Source organism: Pseudomonas sp. 15C (assembly GCF_055484735.1).
The window spans coordinates 27,091-47,016 of the sequence record NZ_JBUDGD010000035.1; the positions used below are offsets into that span (position 1 = coordinate 27,091).

Consider the following 19,926-nt stretch of genomic DNA (forward strand, 5'->3'; position numbering starts at 1 on the left):
CTCGGTCAGACCCTGCGGGAGGTGCCCTCTGGGCGCGCGCGTTTTTCCGGTTCCGAAAAATTCAACAAGCGAGGAGGATCGCCATGGGCGTGACCAATCGGTTGGCCTGTTACTCCGACCCCGCCGACCACTATTCCCACCGAGTGCGCATCGTGCTTGCAGAGAAGGGTGTCAGCGCTGAAATCATTTACGTGGAAGCCGGCCGCCAGCCGCCTAAACTGATTGAGGTGAACCCTTACGGCAGCCTGCCTACGCTGGTCGATCGCGACCTGGCGTTGTGGGAGTCGACCGTGGTCATGGAGTATCTGGACGAGCGTTACCCGCACCCGCCGTTGATGCCGGTTTATCCGGTGGCGCGTGCCAACAGCCGTCTGCTGATTCATCGCATTCAGCGTGACTGGTGCGGTCTGGTGGATCTGATTCTTGATCCCAAGGCCAAGGAAGCCGCGCGGGTGGTGGCGCGCAAGGAGTTGCGCGAAAGCCTGACGGGCGTGTCGCCGCTGTTTGCGGACAAGCCGTTCTTCCTCAGTGAGGAACAAAGTCTGGTCGATTGCTGCCTATTACCCATACTCTGGCGTTTGCCGATTCTGGGTATTGAACTGCCGCGGCCGGCCAAGCCGCTGCTTGATTATATGGAGCGCCAGTTTGCGCGTGAGGCTTTCCAGGCGAGTCTGTCTGGTGTCGAACGCGACATGCGCTAAGGCTTAAGGAGCCGCTATGAACTCCAGTCGACCTTATCTGGTCCGCGCGCTCTACGAGTGGATTGTGGATAACGATTGCACCCCGCACATGCTGGTCAACGCCGAATACCCGGCGGTGCAGGTGCCGCAGGGTTTCGCCAGCGACGGGCAGATCGTGCTGAACATCTCGCCAAGCGCCGTGCGCCATCTGCACATGGACAACGACGTGGTGACGTTCGAAGGTCGCTTCGGTGGTGTGCCGCACAGCCTGTACGTGCCGATCAGCGCGATTCTGGGCATCTATGCCCGGGAGAACGGTCAGGGCATGGTGTTCGATCTCGAGTCGCCGCTGGATGACGACGACGATATCGAGCAGGATGACGACCAGCCGCCACCGGACAGCGAGCCACCGCGCCCCAGCGGCCGGCCAAGCCTGAAAGTGGTAAAGTAATAAAAAAGGCGATCCGGATGGATCGCCTTTTTTGTGTCTGCCGCTCGGTGGTCAGTCGATGTACTCGAACAGCTTCACGATTTTCTGCACGCCGGAAACACCCTGAACCAGATTGGTCGCCTGAGTGGCTTCCTGTTTGGTCAGCAGGCCCAGCAGGTAGACGATGCCGTTCTCGGTAATGACTTTGATGCGCGAGCCGGGAATGCTGGCGTCGGTGAGCATCTGCGTTTTGATCTTGGTGGTCAGCCACGCGTCATTCTGTCGAGCCAGCAGGGACGAAGGCTGCAGCACTTGCAGCTCGTTGTGGACTTTCTTGACCCGTTGCACATTGGCGGCAGCCTGTTCGGCCTTGGCCTTGAGGTCTTCGCGCGGGGTCTGGCCGGCGAGCAGTACCACGCCGTTGAAACTGGTGACGACGATGTGCGAATCGTTGTCCAGCGCCGGGTCGGCTTTGGCTATGTTCACGCCGACCTTGGTTTCGATCAACGAGTCGTCGATCTTGCTGCCGAAGGTGCGCGTGCCACGGTCGTCTTCGATCGGTGCTTCACGGCTGGCATTCACCACCGAGGTGCAGCCGCTGATGCCGAGGCACAGAGTCAAGGCCAGAAGGCCAAGGCGATTAGGGGTCATTCTTCACTCCCGAACAGTTGGCTGTCGATCAGATCGCAGAGGCAATGGATCGCCAGCAAGTGGACTTCTTGAATACGTGCAGTGACATTGGCCGGTACGCGAATCTCGACGTCCTCGGGCAACAGCAGCGACGCCATGCCGCCGCCATCGCGTCCGGTCAAAGCTACGACAATCATTTCGCGATCATGTGCGGCCTGGATCGCTTGAATAATGTTCGCCGAGTTACCGCTGGTCGAAATCGCCAGCAGCACGTCGCCGGGCTGGCCCAGTGCGCGGATCTGCTTGGAGAACACTTCGTTGTAGCTGTAGTCGTTGGCAATCGAGGTGATCGTCGAGGTGTCGGTGGTCAGCGCGATCGCCGGCAGGCTCGGGCGCTCGCGCTCGAAACGGTTGAGCAGCTCCGAGGAAAAGTGCTGCGCGTCACCGGCGGAGCCGCCGTTGCCGCACGAGAGCATCTTGCCCTCGTTGAGCAGGGCGTTGACCATGATCTGGCTGGCTTGCTCGATGTGCGGTGCAAGTACGTCCATCGCCTGTTGCTTGGTGTCGATACTGGCCTGGAAGAGCTGGCGAATTCGGGATTGCATGTCCATCTGTGTGACCTTAAGTAGCGCGGCTGTCCGGCACATGAATGTGCAGCCCGCAAAGCAAAGAGCAAAATGTGGCGGTGGAATTGTCCGGGTCGCAACGCCGGCGATCAACTGTCGAAAGCATTCTGCAACCAGTTCAGCTGATCCGGGTGGCTGTCGATTGCCACCACGTCGAAGCGGCAGGGGGAATTGGCCCAGCGCGATTCACGCTGAAGAAAATACTGCGCGGCAAAAATCAGTTTCTGCTGCTTGCGCGCATCGATGCTGGCAAGCGCGCCACCCCATTGAGTGTTCTTTCTATAACGAACTTCGACGAATACTACTGTATCGCCATCAAGCATGACCAGATCAAGCTCGCCGCGTTTGCAGAGCCAGTTCTGCGCCAGCAGGCGCAGACCTTGATTTTGCAGATGTTCGAGCGCCTGGCGCTCGGCATCCTTGCCGCTTTGCGAGCGTGACCTGTCGGGCATCAGCGTGGGGTGTCCGGCAGGCGCTGCACCTGGCCGCTGACGAATTGTGCCCAAGGCAACTGACGGACGACGCGTTGGGTCTGGGTCATGCCGAGGCTGCCCGATTCACCGTCGATGCGGCTGTCCGGCAGGGCTTTGAGCTGGCCCAGACGCGGTGCCAGGCGATAGGCGTCCACGCCCATTGCGTACAGACGGCCGAGGCTGCCGGCGGCTTGCGGCCACTGGGCAACCACTTGCTGACGCAGCGGATCGCTGGTGTCCAGCAACCATGGGGTTTCGCAGAAGCGAATGCCGTTCATGTCGTTGTACTGGTTGATGTCACCGCTGGCGCTGTACACGTGCGAGGTCGCGTAGACCGGAACGTCACCGGCGTACTGGAAGTTCAGGGTCGGCTTGATCTGCTGCGCCTGCTGTGGCGTGGCGGCGAGGAAGATGAATTCGATGTCCTGGCGACGCGAAGGCTGCGCGGCGACGTTGGTGCCGGCCGCATTCTGCAGGCTCTTGGCGCGGGCTTCACTCTGGCGCAGCTGGAACATGTCGGCGATCTGCTGGGCCAGTTGCACCGGCTGATCAACACGCTCGGTGGCGACGATGCTGCCGCCGTTGGCCTGCCAGTCCTGGCTGAACGCACGCAATACGCGGTCGCCCCATTCGCCTTTCGGCACCATGATTGCGGCGCGGTGCAGGCCATCGGCACGGGCGCGGCGCGACACTTCGCGGGCTTCGTCTTCGGCAGCCAGACCGAACTGGAACAGTTGCGCAGGACCCTGATCGCCTTCGCTGTAGTTCAGCGCAAGGGTCGTGATCGGCAGTTGCGGGCGGGTGCTCAGTTGCTTGACCAGCGGTTTTTCCAGCGGGCCGACCACCAGTTGCACGCCGTCAGCCTGGGCCTTGCGGTAGAACTCGTCCATCGAGGTCAGCTTGGAGCTGTCGTAGAACTCGATGGCTGGCGGTTTTTGCCCGGCTTGTTGTGCCTGGTAGTGCGCCGCCATGAAGCCTTCACGCAAGGCTTTGCCGACCGCGGCCAGTTGGCCATCCTGCGGCAACAGCAGGGCGATCTTGCTCAGAGGCTGGCTGGCCAGCTCCTTGAGTTTGGTCAGCGGCAGCGGCAGGTTGATGGCGGCCGGGTGCTTGGGGTTCTGTGTGCGCCAATTGTCGATCGCCGCCTGCTGCTGTTCCAGCGTGCCAGCGGTTTTTACCGCCAGGGCCAAAGCCATCCAGCCGCCGAGGTCGTCGGTGCTGTTGGCTTGCAGTTGGTCGGCCGGCAGCGAGCCGATCAGGGTCCAGATCGCTTCGTGGTTCTTGCTCGCGGCTTCACCTTCGAGCATCGGCGCGATGAACACTCGTTCACGTGCGGCGGCCAGGGTCTGGCCATCGGCTTCAAGAGCGCGGGCGTGAACAGTGCCGGTGCGTACTTGCTGCTCTTCCGGCATTTCGCCAAGTTTCTGCAGGCTTGGATGGCTCAGGGCAGTCAGCGCAGCTTTCGGCTGGTTGCGGGTCATGGCCAGTTCGGCAGAGAGGGTGTTGGCGAAAATCTGCTGGCCAGGCTTGAGTTGCTCGACCGGCACTTGTTGCAGGATTTGCGCGGACTGGCCGGCATTGCCCTGGCGATAGGCAAGGTCGGCGGCGCTCAAGCGCAACAGAGCGGCTTTTTCCGGGGTTTTAGCCTGGGTCGCCTGTTCGAGCAGTTGCTCGATGCTGGCATCCGGAGTCCGTGGAAGTTCGCCAAGGCTGGAGGAAGGGGAGCTGGCGCAAGCCGCCAACAAGGCAGCGAGGCAGAGGGCAGTGAACAGCCGCAGGCAAGCGATCATGTAAGTGTTCCTGATACTCGATCAAATTAGCGTGGAATTGTACCCAAGCACTGGCCGGGGCGCGATGTTACTGGCGTGAAACGGGCAATTTAGCAGGAGTAAATGTTGCGGCGGCCCGCAACTGTGCGAAAAACCGCGCTCGGCGCGAGCACGTCGCAAGCCTCGTGACGCGCTACAATGGCCGCTTTTACCGATCACGAGGTGTGCGCTTTGACTGCTCCAGGTTCCCTGAATTCCGCTGCTGGCTCGCTTTATGTGGTGGCGACGCCCATCGGCAACCTGGACGACATCAGCGCCCGGGCCCTGAAAATCCTCCGCGAAGTGGCGCTGATTGCCGCCGAAGACACTCGGCACTCGGCGCGGCTGATGCAGCACTTCGGGATCGGTACGCCACTGGCGGCCTGTCACGAACACAACGAACGGGATGAAGGTAGCCGCTTTATCACCCGTCTGCTGGCCGGTGATAACGTGGCGCTGATCTCCGATGCCGGCACGCCGCTGATCTCCGATCCGGGTTACCACCTGGTGCGTCAGGCGCGAGCGGCGGGCATTAATGTGGTGCCGGTGCCAGGCGCCTGTGCATTGATCGCGGCGCTGTCGGCGGCCGGTCTGCCGTCCGACCGGTTTATCTTCGAAGGCTTTCTGCCGGCCAAGTCGGTGGGGCGCAAGGCTCGTCTCGAAGCCGTCAAGGAAGAGCCGCGCACTTTGATCTTCTACGAAGCCCCGCATCGCATTCTTGAGTGTCTGCAGGACATGGAAGAAGTGTTCGGCGGCGAGCGTCAGGCCTTGCTGGCCCGGGAGATCACCAAGACCTTCGAAACACTCAAGGGCTTGCCGCTGGCCGAGCTGCGCGCATTCGTCGAATCGGACAGCAATCAGCAGCGAGGTGAATGCGTGGTGCTGGTGGCGGGCTGGACCGCGCCGGAATCCGAAGACGCGGTCAGCAGCGAGGCGATGCGCATCCTCGATCTGCTGCTTGAGGAAATGCCGCTCAAACGCGCCGCTGCGCTTGCCGCACAGATCACCGGAGAGCGCAAAAACGTGCTTTATCAGGTTGCGCTGGATAAGCAGAAGGGCGTGTAAGCCGTCGCCCATAGCGGTCTTGCGGGTTTTAGCGCTTGTTCTTCCGCCGCTCTGCCGTTAACCTTCGCGGCGGAGAGTCGATCGGACAGTCGCTGCCCTCTATGAGAATTAGGGGGGGGAGGAAAGTCCGGGCTCCATAGGGCGAAGTGCCAGGTAATGCCTGGGAGGCGTGAGCCTACGGAAAGTGCCACAGAAAATAACCGCCTAAGCGCGCAAGCGCCGGTAAGGGTGAAAAGGTGCGGTAAGAGCGCACCGCACGTCTGGCAACAGTTCGTGGCTAGGTAAACCCCACTTGGAGCAAGACCAAATAGGGTCCCAAGGCGTGGCCCGCGCTGGGACCGGGTAGGTTGCTAAAGATGTCCAGTGATGGCCATCGTAGACGAATGACTGTTCAAGACAGAACCCGGCTTACAGATCGACTCTCCACCTTTTCTTTCCCTGCTTGAATCGATGGCAACAGGGCTGTGTAATATCAGCAGGCCTGGGCTGAAAATCCGGCAGCGGCAAACGCGGTAATAGCCATTTCCCACCTCGCTTCAATCAACAGCAGAAGCGCATTTGTAATACCAAAAAAATCTTACTCTTAACAAACTACTTTAACTTCCGAGCGCAGCTTTCAGTGCTGCATCAGGTTATTGGTCAAAAGCCCCCGTCAGATTCTCGTTGTGCCTCCTTTTAAGCTGCTAAATCTCCGTTCTGTAAGGGTTTTCCTTTAATCCGCGCCTTGACGGTGTGGTGGGCGCATTCCTATAGTGTGCGCAAGTGGCGGAAAGTGGCATGAAGTGGGTTTTTTGAGCTCAAAACGATAAAAATTGGAGAAACGCAGACGTGTTTCGCGGAGCTAACGCTATCAGTCTCGATGCAAAGGGCCGTCTCGCCATGCCGAGCCGGTACCGTGACGAGCTCGATTCGCGCAGTTCCGGCCAATTGATCGTGACCATTGATGCTGTCGACCCGTGCTTGTGTGTCTACCCGCTGGACGAATGGGAAATCATTGAAACCAAGTTGCGCGCGCTCCCTTCGCTTCGCGAAGAGAACCGTCGCCTGCAACGTTTGCTGATTGGTAATGCCGTCGACCTCGAGCTCGATGGCAGTGGTCGTTTTCTGGTTCCACCGCGTCTGCGCGAGTACGCCAGGCTGGATAAGCGCGCGATGCTGGTGGGCCAACTGAACAAGTTCCAATTGTGGGACGAGGATGCATGGAACGCGGTGTCTGCCGCTGACCTTGCTGCTATTCAACAACCGGGCGCGATGCCTGATGAACTGCGTGATTTGATCCTGTGACTATTGATAGCGGCTTTAACCACATCACCGTACTGCTTGACGAAGCCGTCGAGGCTCTCGCCGTACGTCCTGATGGCTGCTATCTGGACGGCACGTTCGGGCGCGGCGGGCACAGCCGGTTGATCCTGAGCCAGCTCGGCACGGACGGTCGGCTCATCGGATTCGACAAGGATCCTCAAGCGATTGCCACCGGGCAAACGCTAGCGGCCGAAGACGGCCGCTTTGTCGTTGTGCAGCGCAGCTTTGCCGAGCTCGGTTCGGTGGTTGCCGAACAGGGTCTGGCCGGCAAGGTCAGCGGTATTCTGCTCGACCTCGGTGTGTCGTCGCCGCAGCTCGATGATGCCGAACGCGGTTTCAGTTTCCTCAACGACGGCCCGCTGGACATGCGCATGGACCCGTCCCGTGGCATCAGCGCGGCCGAGTTCGTCAACACCGCGCCGGCTGAAGAAATCGCCCGGGTGTTCAAGGAATACGGCGAAGAGCGTTTTTCCGGGCGCATGGCCCGTGCCGTGGTCGAGCGTCGCGATATCAAGCCGTTCGAGCGCACCGCCGATCTGGCTGAAGTACTGAAAGTCGCCAACCCGGCGTGGGAAAAGGGCAAGAACCCGGCCACCCGCGCATTCCAGGGTTTGCGCATTCACGTCAATAACGAATTGGGTGATCTTGAAGCCGGCCTCGAAGCCGCTCTGGATGCGCTGGAAGTCGGCGGTCGTCTGGTGGTGATCAGCTTCCATTCGCTGGAAGATCGCATCGTCAAACTGTTCATGCGCAAACTGGTCAAGGGCGAGGCCGACAATCTGCCGCGCAACCTGCCAGTGCGCCACGTTGCCTTCGAACCGAAAATCAAAATCCACGGCAAAGCGCAGACGGCCTCCGACGCCGAACTCAAAGCCAACCCACGTTCCCGTAGCGCGGTCATGCGTGTCGCGGAGAAGTTGCGGTGAGCAAGCTTTTCGCCAAGCCATTGCCTGGCGGCAGCTTTCTGATGCTGCTGCTGTTTATCGGCGTGCTTTTTTCGGCGATTGCCGTGTCGTACAGCGCGCACTGGAACCGTCAGTTGCTCAACACCCTTTATAACGAACTCAGCGTGCGCGACAAGGCGCAGGCCGAGTGGGGCCGGCTGATTCTCGAGCAGAGCACCTGGACTGCGCACAGCCGCATCGAAGTGCTGGCCACCGAACAATTGAAAATGCACATTCCCGGCGCGGCTGACGTGAAGATGGTGGCGCCATGATGAAGCTCGAAGGCGCACTGTTCCCGTGGCGCTTCCGCCTGATGGTGGCGCTGCTCGGCCTGATGGTTGCGGCGATCTGCTGGCGGATCATCGACCTGCAAGTGGTCGATCGTGACTTCCTCAAGGGGCAGGGCGACGCGCGCAGTCTGCGGCACATCCCGATTCCTGCGCACCGTGGCCTGATCACCGACCGTAATGGCGAACCTCTGGCCGTGAGTACCCCGGTGACGACGCTGTGGGCCAACGCCAAGGAAATGCAGTCGGCCAAAGAAAAGTGGCCGGCACTTGCCGCCGCGCTGGGTCAGGACCCGAAGGCCCTGGCCGAACGCCTCGAAGCCCAGGCCAATAAAGAATTCATTTACCTGGTGCGCGGCTTGACCCCCGAGCAGGGCCAGGCTGTGCTCGACCTGAAAGTGCCGGGCGTTTACGGCATCGAAGAATTCCGCCGCTTCTACCCGGCCGGCGAAGTCACCGCGCACATGGTTGGCTTTACCGATATCGACGATCACGGCCGCGAAGGTGTCGAGCTGGCCTATGACGAATGGCTGGCCGGGGTCCCGGGCAAACGACAAGTGATCAAGGATCGCCGCGGGCGGCTGATCAAGGATGTCCAGGTCACCAAAAACGCCAAGGCCGGCAAGCCCTTGGCGTTGTCGATTGACCTGCGTTTGCAATACCTGGCCAACCGCGAGCTGCGTAACGCGATCATCGAGAACGGCGCCAAGGCCGGCAGTCTGGTGATCATGGATGTGAAGACCGGTGAGATTCTCGCCATGGTCAACCAGCCGACCTACAACCCGAACAACCGTCGAAACCTGCAACCGGCGATGATGCGCAACCGCGCGATGATCGACGTGTTCGAGCCGGGTTCGACCATGAAAGCCATCTCGATGAGTGCGGCGATCGAAACCGGTCGCTGGAAACCGAGCGACACCGTCGAGGTGTATCCGGGCTCGTTGCAGATCGGCAAATACACCATTAAAGACGTGTCCAAGAGCGAAGGTCCGGTGCTCGACCTGACCGGGATTCTGATCAATTCCAGTAACGTCGGCATGAGCAAGGTCGCCTTCGACATCGGCGGCGAAACGATTTTCCGCCTCGCGCAAAAAGTCGGCCTCGGCCAGGACACCGGCCTGGGCTTCCCCGGCGAACGTGTCGGCAATCTGCCGAATTACCGCGAATGGCGCAAGGCCGAAACTGCAACCTTGTCTTACGGCTACGGTATTTCCGTGACCGCGATCCAGCTGGTGCACGCATTCTCGGCGTTGGCCAACAACGGTCGTCTGGCGCCGCTGACCCTGATCAAAACCGACAAGATGCCGCAGACCACGCAAGTGCTGCCCGAAGCCGTGGCGAAAACCATGCAGGGCATGTTGCAGCAAGTGATCGAAGCGCCGCGCGGTGTGTTCCGTGCGCAAGTGCCGGCTTACCACGTCGGCGGCAAGTCGGGTACGGCGCGTAAAACCTCGGTGGGCACCAAAGGCTACGCGGAAAACTCCTACCGCTCGCTGTTCGCCGGCTTTGGTCCGATGAGCGATCCGCGTTACGCCATCGTCGTCGTGATCGACGAACCGACCAAGGCCGGTTACTTCGGTGGTCTGGTGTCGGCGCCGGTGTTCAGCCGTGTGATGTCCGGCACCCTGCGCCTGATGAACGTGACCCCGGATAACCTGCCGACCACGCAACAGGCCAACGCTACCCCGGTCATTCCGCTGAAAGCCAATGGAGGGCGCGGCTGATGTCATTGAGTCTGAACAAGATATTCCCCCACGCCGGCCACGATCTGTTGATCCGTGAATTGGCGCTGGACAGCCGCAACGTGCGCGCCGGCGATCTGTTTCTCGCCGTGCCCGGCGGCAAATTCGACGGCCGTGCGCACATCGCCGATGCCCTGCAACGCGGCGCCGCAGCCGTGGCGTATGAAGTAGAAGGTGCCACGGTGCTGCCGATCACCGATGTGCCGCTGATTCCGGTCAAAGGTCTGGCGGCGCAGTTGTCGGACATCGCCGGGCGCTTTTATGGCGAGCCGAGCCATCACCTGAATCTGATCGGTGTGACCGGTACCAACGGCAAGACCAGCGTGACCCAATTGGTCGCGCAGGCGCTGGATCTGCTCGGCCAGCATTGCGGCATCGTCGGCACCCTGGGTTCCGGCTTCTATGGCGCGCTGGAAAGCGGTCTGCATACCACGCCGAATCCGATCGCCGTGCAGGCAACCCTGGGCGACCTGAAAAAGGCCGGTGCCAAAGCCGTGGCCATGGAAGTGTCGTCCCATGGTCTGGATCAGGGCCGCGTGAGCGCGCTGGCGTTTGACGTGGCGGTGATGACCAATCTGTCCCGCGACCATCTGGATTATCACGGCACCATGCAGGCGTATGCCGAGGCCAAGGCCAGGTTGTTCGCCTGGAATGACCTGAAATGCCGTGTGGTCAACCTCGATGATGATTTCGGTCGGCAACTGGCGGCGGAAAAACGTGAATCGCGCTTGATCACCTACAGCCTGCTCGACAGCAGCGCTTACCTGTTTTGCCGCGAAGCGCAGTTCGACGATCACGGCGTGCGCGCCACCCTGGTCACGCCGCAGGGCGAACATCACCTGCGCAGCACACTGCTCGGGCGTTTCAACCTGAGCAATGTACTGGCAGCGGTCGGCGCCTTGCTCGGTCTGGATTACGCCCTCGACGAAATTCTCAAAGTGCTGCCGAAACTCGAAGGCCCGGCCGGGCGCATGCAGCGTCTGGGTGGCGGCACACAACCCCTGGTGGTGGTCGATTACGCCCACACCCCGGATGCGCTGGAAAAAGTCCTGAGCGCACTGCGCCCGCACGTCAAAGGTCAGTTGCTGTGCCTGTTCGGCTGCGGCGGTGATCGCGATCGCGGCAAGCGTCCGTTGATGGCCGAAGTGGTCGAGCGTTTGGCGGACAAAGTATTGGTCACAGACGACAACCCGCGCACCGAAGACCCGGCCGTGATCTTTGATGACATCCGCGCCGGTTTCACTGCTGTGGATAAAGTCACCTTCGTCGCCGGCCGTGGCCACGCCATTGCGCAATTGATTGCCGGCGCGACGGCTGACGACGTGATTGTTCTAGCGGGCAAAGGTCACGAGGACTACCAGGAAATCAACGGCGTGCGCCATGCCTTCTCCGATCTGGTCGAGGCCGATCATGCCCTGACCGCGTGGGAGGTGGCCCATGCTTAAGGCCCTGACACTCAGCGAGCTGACCAACGCCCTCGACGCCCGTCTTATCGGCAGCGATGCCAGCTTCAATGGCGTCAGCATCGACAGCCGCGCGATCCAGCCAGGCCAATTGTTTGTCGCCCTGACCGGTCCGCGTTTCGACGGTCATGATTATCTGAACGATGTCGCTGGCAAGGGGGCCGTTGCTGCACTGGTCGAACGTGAAGTCGCCGACAGCACGCTGCCGCAATTACTGGTCAAGGACAGCCGTCAGGCGCTGGGCCAGTTGGGCGCCTTGAACCGCGCCGCCTTTACTCAGCCTGTGGCAGCGGTGACCGGTTCCAGCGGCAAGACCACGGTCAAGGAAATGCTCGCGAGCATCCTGCGCACCCGCGGTCCGGTGCTGGCCACCCGTGGCAATCTGAACAATGACCTCGGCGCGCCGCTGACCCTGCTCGAACTCGCCCCGGAGCATACTTCGGCGGTGATCGAACTGGGTGCCTCGCGTCTCGGCGAAATCGCCTACACCGTGGGCTTGACCAAGCCGCACGTCGCGATCCTCAATAACGCCGGTACCGCCCACGTTGGCGAGTTTGGCGGGCCGGAAAAAATCGTCGAAGCCAAAGGCGAAATCATCGACGGCCTCGCCGCTGATGGCGTCGCCGTGCTCAATCTCGATGACAAGGCTTTTGGCATCTGGCAGACCCGTGCAGGCGCTCGCGAAGTGTTGACCTTCGCTCTGAGCAACGTTCAGGCGGACTTCTACGCCAGCGACTTGAACACCGATGCGCGCGGCTGCCCGGCGTTCAATCTGCACACACCGCAAGGCAGCGAACGTGTGCAGTTGAACCTGCTCGGCACCCATAACGTCGCCAATGCCATGGCCGCCGCCGCTGCCGCTCACGCCTTGGGCGTGTCGCTGTTCGGCATCGCCACCGGGCTTGGCGCCGTGCAGCCGGTCAAGGGCCGCACCGTCGCGCAACTGGCGAAAAACGGCATGCGCGTGATTGACGACACTTACAACGCAAACCCCACCTCGATGTGCGCCGCCGTTGATATACTCGCCGGCTTTTCTGGCCGCACCGTCCTGGTGCTCGGGGATATCGGCGAGTTGGGCGAGTGGGCGGAGCAGGGGCACCGCGACGTGGGCGAGTACGCCCGAGGCAAGGTTTCCGCGCTTTACGCTGTCGGGCCGAACATGGTCCACGCCGTGAACGCTTTCGGTGAACAGGCGCATCACTTCGGCACGCAAGCCGAACTGATCCAGGCCCTCGACGCCGAGCAGGACACAAACACCACCATTTTGATCAAGGGTTCGCGCAGTGCAGCGATGGAAAACATCGTTGCGGCTCTGTGCGGGCCCAGTCTGGAGAAACATTAATGCTGCTGCTGCTAGCGGAGTATCTGCAACAGTTCTACAAAGGCTTCGCGGTCTTTCAGTACCTGACCCTGCGCGGGATTCTCGGTGTGCTGACCGCGCTGGTCTTGTCGCTGTGCTATGGCCCGTGGATGATCCGCACCCTGCAGAACCGTCAGATCGGCCAGTCCGTGCGTAATGACGGCCCGCAATCGCACCTGTCAAAATCCGGTACGCCGACCATGGGCGGCGCGCTGATTCTGTCGTCGATCGGTGTCAGCACCTTGCTCTGGGCCGACCTCAGCAACCGTTACGTCTGGGTGGTGTTGCTGGTGACCCTGCTGTTCGGCGCCATCGGCTGGGTCGACGATTACCGCAAAGTCATCGAGAAGAACTCGCGTGGCCTGCCGAGCCGCTGGAAGTATTTCTGGCAGTCGGTGTTCGGCCTCGGTGCGGCGATCTTCCTTTATATGACCGCGTCCACCCCGGTGGAAACCACGCTGATCCTGCCGATGCTCAAGGACTACAGCATTCCGTTGGGCGCCGGTTTCATCGTGCTGACCTATTTCGTGATCGTCGGCTCGAGCAACGCGGTCAACCTGACTGACGGCCTCGACGGTCTGGCGATCATGCCGACGGTGATGGTCGGCGGCGGTCTGGGGATTTTCTGCTACCTGTCGGGTAACGTGAAATTCGCTGAGTACCTGCTGATCCCTTACGTACCGGGCGCGGGCGAGCTGATCGTGTTCTGCGGCGCGCTGATTGGCGCCGGCCTCGGCTTCCTGTGGTTCAACACCTATCCGGCGCAAGTGTTCATGGGCGACGTTGGCGCCCTGGCACTCGGCGCGGCACTGGGCACCATTGCGGTAATCGTGCGTCAGGAAATCGTCCTGTTCATCATGGGCGGCGTGTTCGTGATGGAAACCCTGTCAGTGGTCATTCAGGTTGCGTCCTTTAAGCTCACCGGTCGCCGTGTGTTCCGCATGGCACCGATCCATCACCACTTTGAACTCAAGGGCTGGCCCGAGCCGCGCGTGATCGTCCGTTTCTGGATCATCACCGTGATTCTCGTGCTGGTTGGCCTTGCCACCCTGAAGCTGAGGTAGAACGAGTGTCTCTGATCGCTTCTGACCACTTCCGCATCGTTGTCGGCCTCGGCAAGAGCGGCATGTCCCTGGTTCGCTTCCTGGCGAACCGGGGCGTGGCGTTTGCCGTCGCCGACACGCGGGACAATCCACCGGAACTGGCCACGCTCAAGCGTGACTATCCGCACGTGGAAGTGCGTTGTGGCGAGCTGGACGTGGAATTCCTCTGCCGTGCCGACGAGCTCTACGTGAGCCCCGGCCTGACGCTGGCGACTCTGGCCCTGCAAGCCGCTGCGGCGCGTGGCGTGAAAATGTCCGGCGACATCGAGTTGTTCGCGCGTAACGCGCGGGCGCCGATCGTCGCGATTACCGGTTCCAACGCGAAAAGCACCGTCACCACACTGGTCGGCGAGATGGCCGCTGCGGCCGGCAAACGCGTCGCCGTCGGTGGCAACCTCGGCACGCCGGCGCTGGATCTGCTCAGCGACGACATCGAGCTGTACGTGATGGAACTGTCGAGTTTTCAACTGGAAACCACCGACCAGCTCAACGCTGAAGTCGCCACCGTGCTGAACATCAGCGAAGACCATATGGATCGCTACAGCGGTCTGCCGGCGTATCACTTGGCCAAGCACCGGATCTTCCGTGGTGCGAAGCAGTTCGTGGTCAACCGTCAGGATGCGCTGAGCCGTCCGTTGATCGGCGAGGGCCAGCCGTGCTGGACCTTCGGTCTGAACAAGCCGGATTTCAAGGCATTCGGTCTGCGTGAAGAGGGCGGCGAGAAATACCTGGCTTTCGAATTCCAGAATTTGCTGCCGGTGCGTGAACTGAAGGTGCGCGGTGCGCATAACCAGTCCAACGCCCTAGCGGCGCTGGCGCTCGGCCATGCGGTCGGTCTGCCGTTCGACGCCATGCTGTCGGCCCTGCGCAACTTCACCGGGCTCGAACACCGCTGCCAGTGGGTGCGTGACCTGGATGGCGTTGCCTACTACAACGATTCCAAAGCCACCAACGTTGGCGCCGCACTGGCCGCGATTGAAGGCCTGGGCGCGGACATCGACGGCAAGGTCATTCTGATCGCCGGCGGCGATGGCAAGGGCGCCGAGTTCAATGACCTGCGTGCTCCGGTCGCGGCCAACTGCCGCGCCGTGGTCCTGATGGGCCGCGACTCGGACAAGATCGGCGAAGCGATCGGCGATGCCGTGCCCTTGATTCGTGCGACCTCGCTGGTCGATGCTGTCGCGCAATGCCGTGCCGTCGCGCAACCGGGCGATGTGGTGCTGCTGTCGCCGGCCTGCGCCAGTTTCGACATGTTCAAGCATTACGAAGACCGTGGTCACCAGTTCGTCCGCGCCGTGGAGGAACTGGCATGAACCTTAGAAACATCATCAAACCGTACCCGTCGCCGTTGATCACCGGGCGTGGCATCGACCTCGATTTCCCGATGCTCGCCGGGTGTCTGGCGCTGCTCGGTCTCGGTTTGATCATGATTGCCTCGGCATCCACCGAAGTGGCAGCGGCGCAGTCGGGCAGTCCGCTGTATTACATGATTCGCCACCTTATTTATGTGGTGCTGGGCTTGGGCGCGTGCATCGTCACCATGATGATCCCGATCGCCACCTGGCAACGCCTCGGCTGGATGATGCTGATCGGCGCGTTCGGTTTGCTGGTGATGGTGATCATCCCCGGCATCGGCCGCGAAGTGAACGGTTCGATGCGCTGGATCGGTTTTAGCTTCTTCAACGTGCAGCCCTCGGAAATCGCCAAGGTGTTTGTGGTGATCTACCTCGCCGGTTATCTGGTGCGTCGCCAGAAAGAAGTGCGCGAGAGCTGGATGGGCTTTTTCAAGCCGTTCATCGTGCTGCTGCCGATGGCCGGTCTGCTGTTGATGGAGCCGGACTTCGGCGCCACCGTGGTGATGATGGGCGCGGCGGCGGCGATGCTGTTTTTGGGCGGGGTCGGGCTGTTCCGTTTCTCGCTGATGGTGGTGCTGGCGGTCGGTGCCGTGGTCTTGCTGATTCAGATGCAGCCCTACCGGATGGCGCGTCTGACCAACTTCGCCGACCCGTGGGCCGATCAGTTCGGCGCCGGTTATCAACTGTCGCAAGCGTTGATCGCGTTTGGTCGCGGTGAATGGCTGGGCGTGGGCCTGGGCAACAGCGTGCAAAAGCAGTTCTACCTGCCGGAAGCGCACACCGACTTCGTGTTCTCGGTACTCGCCGAAGAACTCGGCGCGGTCGGTTCGCTGTGCACCGTCGCGCTGTTCGTGTTCGTGTGTGTTCGCGGCATGTACATCGGCTTGTGGGCCGAGAAGGCCAAACAGTTCTTCGCCGCTTATGTGGCTTACGGTCTGTCGTTCCTGTGGATTGGTCAGTTCCTGATCAACATCGGTGTGAACGTCGGCCTGCTGCCGACCAAGGGTCTGACCTTGCCGTTCCTCAGTTACGGCGGTAGTTCGCTGGTGATCTGCTGCGCCTGTCTGGGCTTGTTGCTGCGCATCGAGTGGGAGAGTCGAACCCACCTGGGCAGCGAAGAGATGGAATTCCATGAAAGCGACTTCGCCGAGGAGCCGACTCATGGGCGCTAACGTATTGATCATGGCCGGCGGTACCGGCGGCCACGTGTTCCCGGCGCTGGCCTGTGCCCGCGAGTTTCAGGCGCGCGGCTACACCGTGCACTGGCTCGGCACGCCACGCGGCATCGAAAACGAACTGGTCCCGGCGGCGGGTCTCGAGTTGCACCGGATCAACGCCAGCGGCCTGCGCGGCAAGGGCAAACTGTCGTTGCTCAGGGCACCGTTGATGTTGCTGAAATCGGTGTGGCAGGCACGGGCAATCATGCGTCGCCTGAAGCCGGTGTGTGTGGTCGGCTTCGGTGGTTATGTGACCGGGCCCGGCGGCCTCGCCGCGAAACTGGCCGGCGTGCCGGTGATCGTTCACGAGCAGAACGCCGTCGCCGGCACCGCCAATCGGTTGCTGGTGCCGTTCGCCGCCCGAGTGTGTGAAGCGTTCCCCGACACCTTTACTCTGTCGGACAGCCGCCGTACCACCGGTAATCCGGTGCGCAGCGAGCTGTTCCTCGATACCTCGCGTCCTGCTCTGGCCGGACGCAAAGCGCGTTTGCTGATCCTTGGCGGTAGCCTGGGCGCAGAACCGTTGAACAAATTGCTGCCTGAAGCCCTGGCCCAGGTCGCTGCCGATTTGCGCCCGGAAGTGTTTCATCAGGCCGGCAAAAATCACGATGAAGTGACTGCCGAGCGCTACCGCACCGCGGGTGTGGAAGCGCAGGTGCAGCCGTTCATCAAAGACATGGCTCAAGCCTATGGCTGGGCTGACCTGGTGGTGTGCCGCGCAGGCGCGCTGACCATCAGTGAGCTGGCGGCCGCCGGTCTGCCCTCGATGCTGGTGCCTTTGCCCCACGCGATCGACGATCACCAGACCCGCAACGCCGATTATTTGGCTCGCGAAGGCGCTGCCTTCCTGATGCCGCAAAGAACGACTGGCGCCGCGGACCTTGCCGCGCGCCTGACAGAGGTCTTGATGCAACCGCAACGACTCGAAGCAATGGCCCAAGCGGCCCGCCGTCTGGCCAAACCCGATGCCACCCGTAGCGTGGTCGATACCTGTCTGGAGGTGGCCCATGGTTGAGAATCAGAAAGCCATGCCACAACCGGAAATGCGCCGCATCCGCCGCATCCACTTCGTCGGTATCGGCGGCGTGGGTATGTGCGGTATCGCCGAAGTGCTGTTGAACCTGGGCTATCAAGTCTCCGGTTCCGACCTGAAAGCCTCGCCGGTCACCGAGCGCCTGGAATCCTTCGGCGCGCAGATCTTCATTGGTCACCGTGCCGAGAACGCTGCGGCCGCTGATGTGCTGGTAGTGTCGAGCGCGGTGAACACCTCCAACCCGGAAGTCGCGACCGCGCTTGAGCGCCGCATCCCGGTGGTACCGCGTGCGGAAATGCTCGCCGAGCTGATGCGCTATCGCCACGGCATCGCCGTCGCCGGTACCCACGGTAAAACCACGACTACCAGCCTGATCGCTTCGGTGTTTGCTGCCGGTGGCCTCGATCCGACCTTTGTAATCGGTGGCCGGTTGAATGCCGCGGGCACCAATGCCCAGCTCGGCACCAGCCGTTACCTGATCGCCGAAGCCGACGAGAGCGATGCGAGCTTCCTGCATTTGCAGCCGCTGGTGGCCGTGGTCACCAACATCGACGCCGATCACATGGCGACCTACGACGGCGACTTCAACAAACTGAAGAAAACCTTCGTCGAATTCCTGCACAACCTGCCGTTCTACGGGCTGGCGGTGATGTGCCTGGACGATCCGGTGGTGCGTGAAATCCTGCCGCTGGTCAAGCGTCCGACCGTGACCTATGGCTTCAGCGAAGACGCCGACGTGCGCGCGATCAATGTTCGCCAGCAAGGCATGCAGACGTTCTTCACCGTGCTGCGCCCGGATCGCGAGCCGCTGGAAGTGTCGGTGAACATGCCCGGCAACCACAACGTGCTCAACTCGCTGGCGACCATTTGTATTGCCACCGACGAGGGCGTCAGCGATGAAGCCATCGTTCAGGGGCTCTCGGGTTTCCAGGGCGTGGGTCGACGCTTCCAGGTCTACGGCGAACTGCCGGTCGACGGCGGCAACGTGATGCTGGTTGACGACTACGGCCATCACCCGACCGAAGTCGCGGCGGTGATCAAAGCCGTGCGCGGTGGCTGGCCGGAGCGCCGTCTGGTGATGGTGTATCAGCCGCACCGTTACAGCCGCACCCGCGATCTGTACGACGACTTCGTCAATGTACTGGCCGACGCCAACGTGCTGCTGCTGATGGAAGTCTATCCGGCCGGCGAAGAGCCGATCCCCGGCGCCGACAGCCGCAAGCTGTGCAACAGCATCCGTCAGCGCGGCCAGCTCGACCCGATCTACATCGAGCGTGGCGTCGACCTCGCGCCGCTGGTCAAGCCGCTGCTGCGTGCCGGCGACATCCTGCTGTGCCAGGGCGCCGGTGATATCGGCGGGCTCGCGCCGAAGCTGTTGAAAAGTGAATTGTTCGCTGGCGCCGTGGCGGCGTCGGTCGAGGGGAAGTTGAAATGACTGCTGCCTACGCCAAGCTGTTTTCCACCATCGCGCCGAAAGACTTCGGCCGCGTCGCCGTGCTCTTCGGCGGCCTGAGTGCCGAGCGTGAGGTTTCGTTGAAATCCGGTAACGCCGTGCTCGAGGCGCTGCAAAGCGCTGGCGTGGACGCGTTCGGCATCGATGTCGGCGACGACTTCCTGCAGCGTCTGCTCAGCGAAAAGATCGACCGTGCGTTCATCATTCTCCACGGTCGCGGCGGCGAAGACGGCAGCATGCAAGGCCTGCTCGAATGCGCGGGCATTCCGTACACAGGCAGTGGCATTCTGGCCTCGGCACTGGCCATGGACAAACTGCGCACCAAGCAGGTCTGGCACAGCCTCGGGATTCCGACGCCACGTCACGCCGTGCTGTGCAGCGAAGCCGATTGTATTTCGGCAGCGACGGAACTGGGCTTCCCTTTGATCGTCAAACCGGCGCATGAAGGTTCAAGTATCGGGATGGCCAAAGTGAGTTCTGCGTCCGAGTTGATCGACGCATGGAAAGCGGCCAGTACCTACGATTCACAAGTGTTGGTCGAGCAATGGATTCAAGGTCCGGAGTTCACCATCGCCACTCTGCGTGACCAGGTGTTGCCTCCTATCGCCCTGGGGACACCGCACTCGTTCTATGACTACAACGCCAAGTACATCGCCAACGATACCCAGTACCGCATTCCGTGCGGGCTGGATGCCGCCAAGGAGCAGGAACTCATGGATCTCACGGCCAAGGCCTGTGAGGCGCTGGGTATTGCCGGTTGGGGCCGGGCGGATGTGATGCAGGATGCCGACGGGCAGTTCTGGTTCCTCGAAGTGAATACCGCACCGGGCATGACCGATCACAGTCTGGTGCCGATGGCGGCGCGTGCCGCCGGTCTGGATTTCCAGCAACTGGTACTGGCCATTCTGGCGGCCAGCGTTGAAGACGCCGGCAATAAAGAGGCGCGAGGTTAAGA

19 protein-coding genes and 1 other RNA gene are annotated in these 19,926 nt (G+C 61.6%); 16 read left to right on the forward strand and 4 right to left on the reverse strand.

Annotation, left to right across the window (positions count from 1 at the left end):
- The first annotated feature begins 83 nt into the window (after positions 1-83).
- Both ACYYKW_RS17895 and ACYYKW_RS17900 read left to right on the forward strand, forming a co-directional pair.
- A complete protein-coding gene (locus tag ACYYKW_RS17895) occupies positions 84-701 on the forward strand; it encodes a glutathione S-transferase N-terminal domain-containing protein (RefSeq protein WP_090286143.1) in 618 nt (205 codons plus the stop codon).
- Positions 702-717: 16 nt separating this feature from the next.
- Complete coding sequence (locus ACYYKW_RS17900) at positions 718-1,131, forward strand: ClpXP protease specificity-enhancing factor (protein WP_090286142.1); 414 nt, start codon at positions 718-720, stop codon at positions 1,129-1,131.
- 51 nt (positions 1,132-1,182) lie between these two features.
- Here the strand turns inward: ACYYKW_RS17900 and ACYYKW_RS17905 are convergent, their stop codons facing one another.
- The 4 genes from ACYYKW_RS17905 to ACYYKW_RS17920 all read right to left on the reverse strand — a co-directional run bounded on the left by ACYYKW_RS17905 (position 1,183) and on the right by ACYYKW_RS17920 (position 4,629).
- The gene (locus ACYYKW_RS17905) at positions 1,183-1,761 is read right to left on the reverse strand and encodes a BON domain-containing protein (RefSeq protein ID WP_090286140.1); all 579 of its coding nucleotides are present in this window, start codon (positions 1,759-1,761) and stop codon (positions 1,183-1,185) included.
- Positions 1,758-2,351 (reverse strand): phosphoheptose isomerase, encoded by a 594-nt coding sequence (locus tag ACYYKW_RS17910; protein WP_008082788.1) that lies wholly within the window; start codon positions 2,349-2,351, stop codon positions 1,758-1,760. The genes ACYYKW_RS17905 and ACYYKW_RS17910 overlap by 4 nt, the downstream gene beginning before the upstream one ends.
- Positions 2,352-2,455: 104 nt before the next feature.
- Entirely contained in the window at positions 2,456-2,818 is a 363-nt protein-coding gene (locus tag ACYYKW_RS17915; protein WP_090286138.1) for a YraN family protein, read from the reverse strand.
- Positions 2,818-4,629 carry a penicillin-binding protein activator gene (locus ACYYKW_RS17920; RefSeq protein ID WP_464990707.1) on the reverse strand — a complete coding sequence of 604 codons (1,812 nt, stop codon included), beginning with the start codon at positions 4,627-4,629 and terminating at the stop codon, positions 2,818-2,820. The genes ACYYKW_RS17915 and ACYYKW_RS17920 overlap by 1 nt, the downstream gene beginning before the upstream one ends.
- Before the next feature lie 177 nt (positions 4,630-4,806).
- On the opposite strand from ACYYKW_RS17920, the gene rsmI reads away from it, so the two are divergent.
- From rsmI to ACYYKW_RS17990, 14 genes are all read left to right on the forward strand, one after another.
- Positions 4,807-5,712: a 16S rRNA (cytidine(1402)-2'-O)-methyltransferase gene (gene rsmI, locus ACYYKW_RS17925; RefSeq protein ID WP_095123192.1), complete on the forward strand. Its 906-nt coding sequence runs from the start codon at positions 4,807-4,809 to the stop codon at positions 5,710-5,712.
- Positions 5,713-5,785: 73 nt separating this feature from the next.
- An RNA gene (gene rnpB / locus ACYYKW_RS17930) (RNase P RNA component class A) lies at positions 5,786-6,139 on the forward strand.
- 401 nt (positions 6,140-6,540) lie between these two features.
- Positions 6,541-6,996, forward strand: coding sequence for a division/cell wall cluster transcriptional repressor MraZ (mraZ, locus tag ACYYKW_RS17935; protein ID WP_090286131.1), 456 nt, complete (start codon positions 6,541-6,543; stop codon positions 6,994-6,996).
- Positions 6,993-7,940, forward strand: a complete 948-nt coding sequence (gene rsmH, locus ACYYKW_RS17940; RefSeq protein WP_418951622.1) for a 16S rRNA (cytosine(1402)-N(4))-methyltransferase RsmH — start codon at positions 6,993-6,995, stop codon at positions 7,938-7,940. Before mraZ ends, rsmH begins: the two co-directional genes overlap by 4 nt.
- Positions 7,937-8,230, forward strand: coding sequence for a cell division protein FtsL (gene ftsL, locus ACYYKW_RS17945; RefSeq protein ID WP_016773269.1), 294 nt, complete (start codon positions 7,937-7,939; stop codon positions 8,228-8,230). The genes rsmH and ftsL overlap by 4 nt, the downstream gene beginning before the upstream one ends.
- Entirely contained in the window at positions 8,230-9,969 is a 1,740-nt protein-coding gene (locus ACYYKW_RS17950) for a peptidoglycan D,D-transpeptidase FtsI family protein (RefSeq protein ID WP_203422138.1), read from the forward strand. Before ftsL ends, ACYYKW_RS17950 begins: the two co-directional genes overlap by 1 nt.
- Entirely contained in the window at positions 9,969-11,432 is a 1,464-nt protein-coding gene (locus tag ACYYKW_RS17955) for a UDP-N-acetylmuramoyl-L-alanyl-D-glutamate--2,6-diaminopimelate ligase (protein WP_464990708.1), read from the forward strand. The genes ACYYKW_RS17950 and ACYYKW_RS17955 overlap by 1 nt, the downstream gene beginning before the upstream one ends.
- Complete coding sequence (locus ACYYKW_RS17960) at positions 11,425-12,792, forward strand: UDP-N-acetylmuramoyl-tripeptide--D-alanyl-D-alanine ligase (RefSeq protein WP_464990709.1); 1,368 nt, start codon at positions 11,425-11,427, stop codon at positions 12,790-12,792. The genes ACYYKW_RS17955 and ACYYKW_RS17960 overlap by 8 nt, the downstream gene beginning before the upstream one ends.
- Positions 12,792-13,874 carry a phospho-N-acetylmuramoyl-pentapeptide-transferase gene (gene mraY / locus ACYYKW_RS17965; RefSeq protein WP_090286123.1) on the forward strand — a complete coding sequence of 361 codons (1,083 nt, stop codon included), beginning with the start codon at positions 12,792-12,794 and terminating at the stop codon, positions 13,872-13,874. Before ACYYKW_RS17960 ends, mraY begins: the two co-directional genes overlap by 1 nt.
- 5 nt (positions 13,875-13,879) lie before the next feature.
- A complete protein-coding gene (gene murD / locus ACYYKW_RS17970) occupies positions 13,880-15,226 on the forward strand; it encodes a UDP-N-acetylmuramoyl-L-alanine--D-glutamate ligase (RefSeq protein WP_464990710.1) in 1,347 nt (448 codons plus the stop codon).
- Entirely contained in the window at positions 15,223-16,440 is a 1,218-nt protein-coding gene (gene ftsW, locus ACYYKW_RS17975) for a putative lipid II flippase FtsW (RefSeq protein ID WP_090286119.1), read from the forward strand. Before murD ends, ftsW begins: the two co-directional genes overlap by 4 nt.
- Complete coding sequence (gene murG / locus ACYYKW_RS17980) at positions 16,430-17,500, forward strand: undecaprenyldiphospho-muramoylpentapeptide beta-N-acetylglucosaminyltransferase (RefSeq protein WP_464990711.1); 1,071 nt, start codon at positions 16,430-16,432, stop codon at positions 17,498-17,500. The genes ftsW and murG overlap by 11 nt, the downstream gene beginning before the upstream one ends.
- Complete coding sequence (gene murC, locus ACYYKW_RS17985; protein WP_090286114.1) at positions 17,493-18,953, forward strand: UDP-N-acetylmuramate--L-alanine ligase; 1,461 nt, start codon at positions 17,493-17,495, stop codon at positions 18,951-18,953. The genes murG and murC overlap by 8 nt, the downstream gene beginning before the upstream one ends.
- Positions 18,950-19,924 carry a D-alanine--D-alanine ligase gene (locus tag ACYYKW_RS17990; protein WP_464990712.1) on the forward strand — a complete coding sequence of 325 codons (975 nt, stop codon included), beginning with the start codon at positions 18,950-18,952 and terminating at the stop codon, positions 19,922-19,924. The genes murC and ACYYKW_RS17990 overlap by 4 nt, the downstream gene beginning before the upstream one ends.
- The last annotated feature ends 2 nt before the right edge of the window (positions 19,925-19,926 follow it).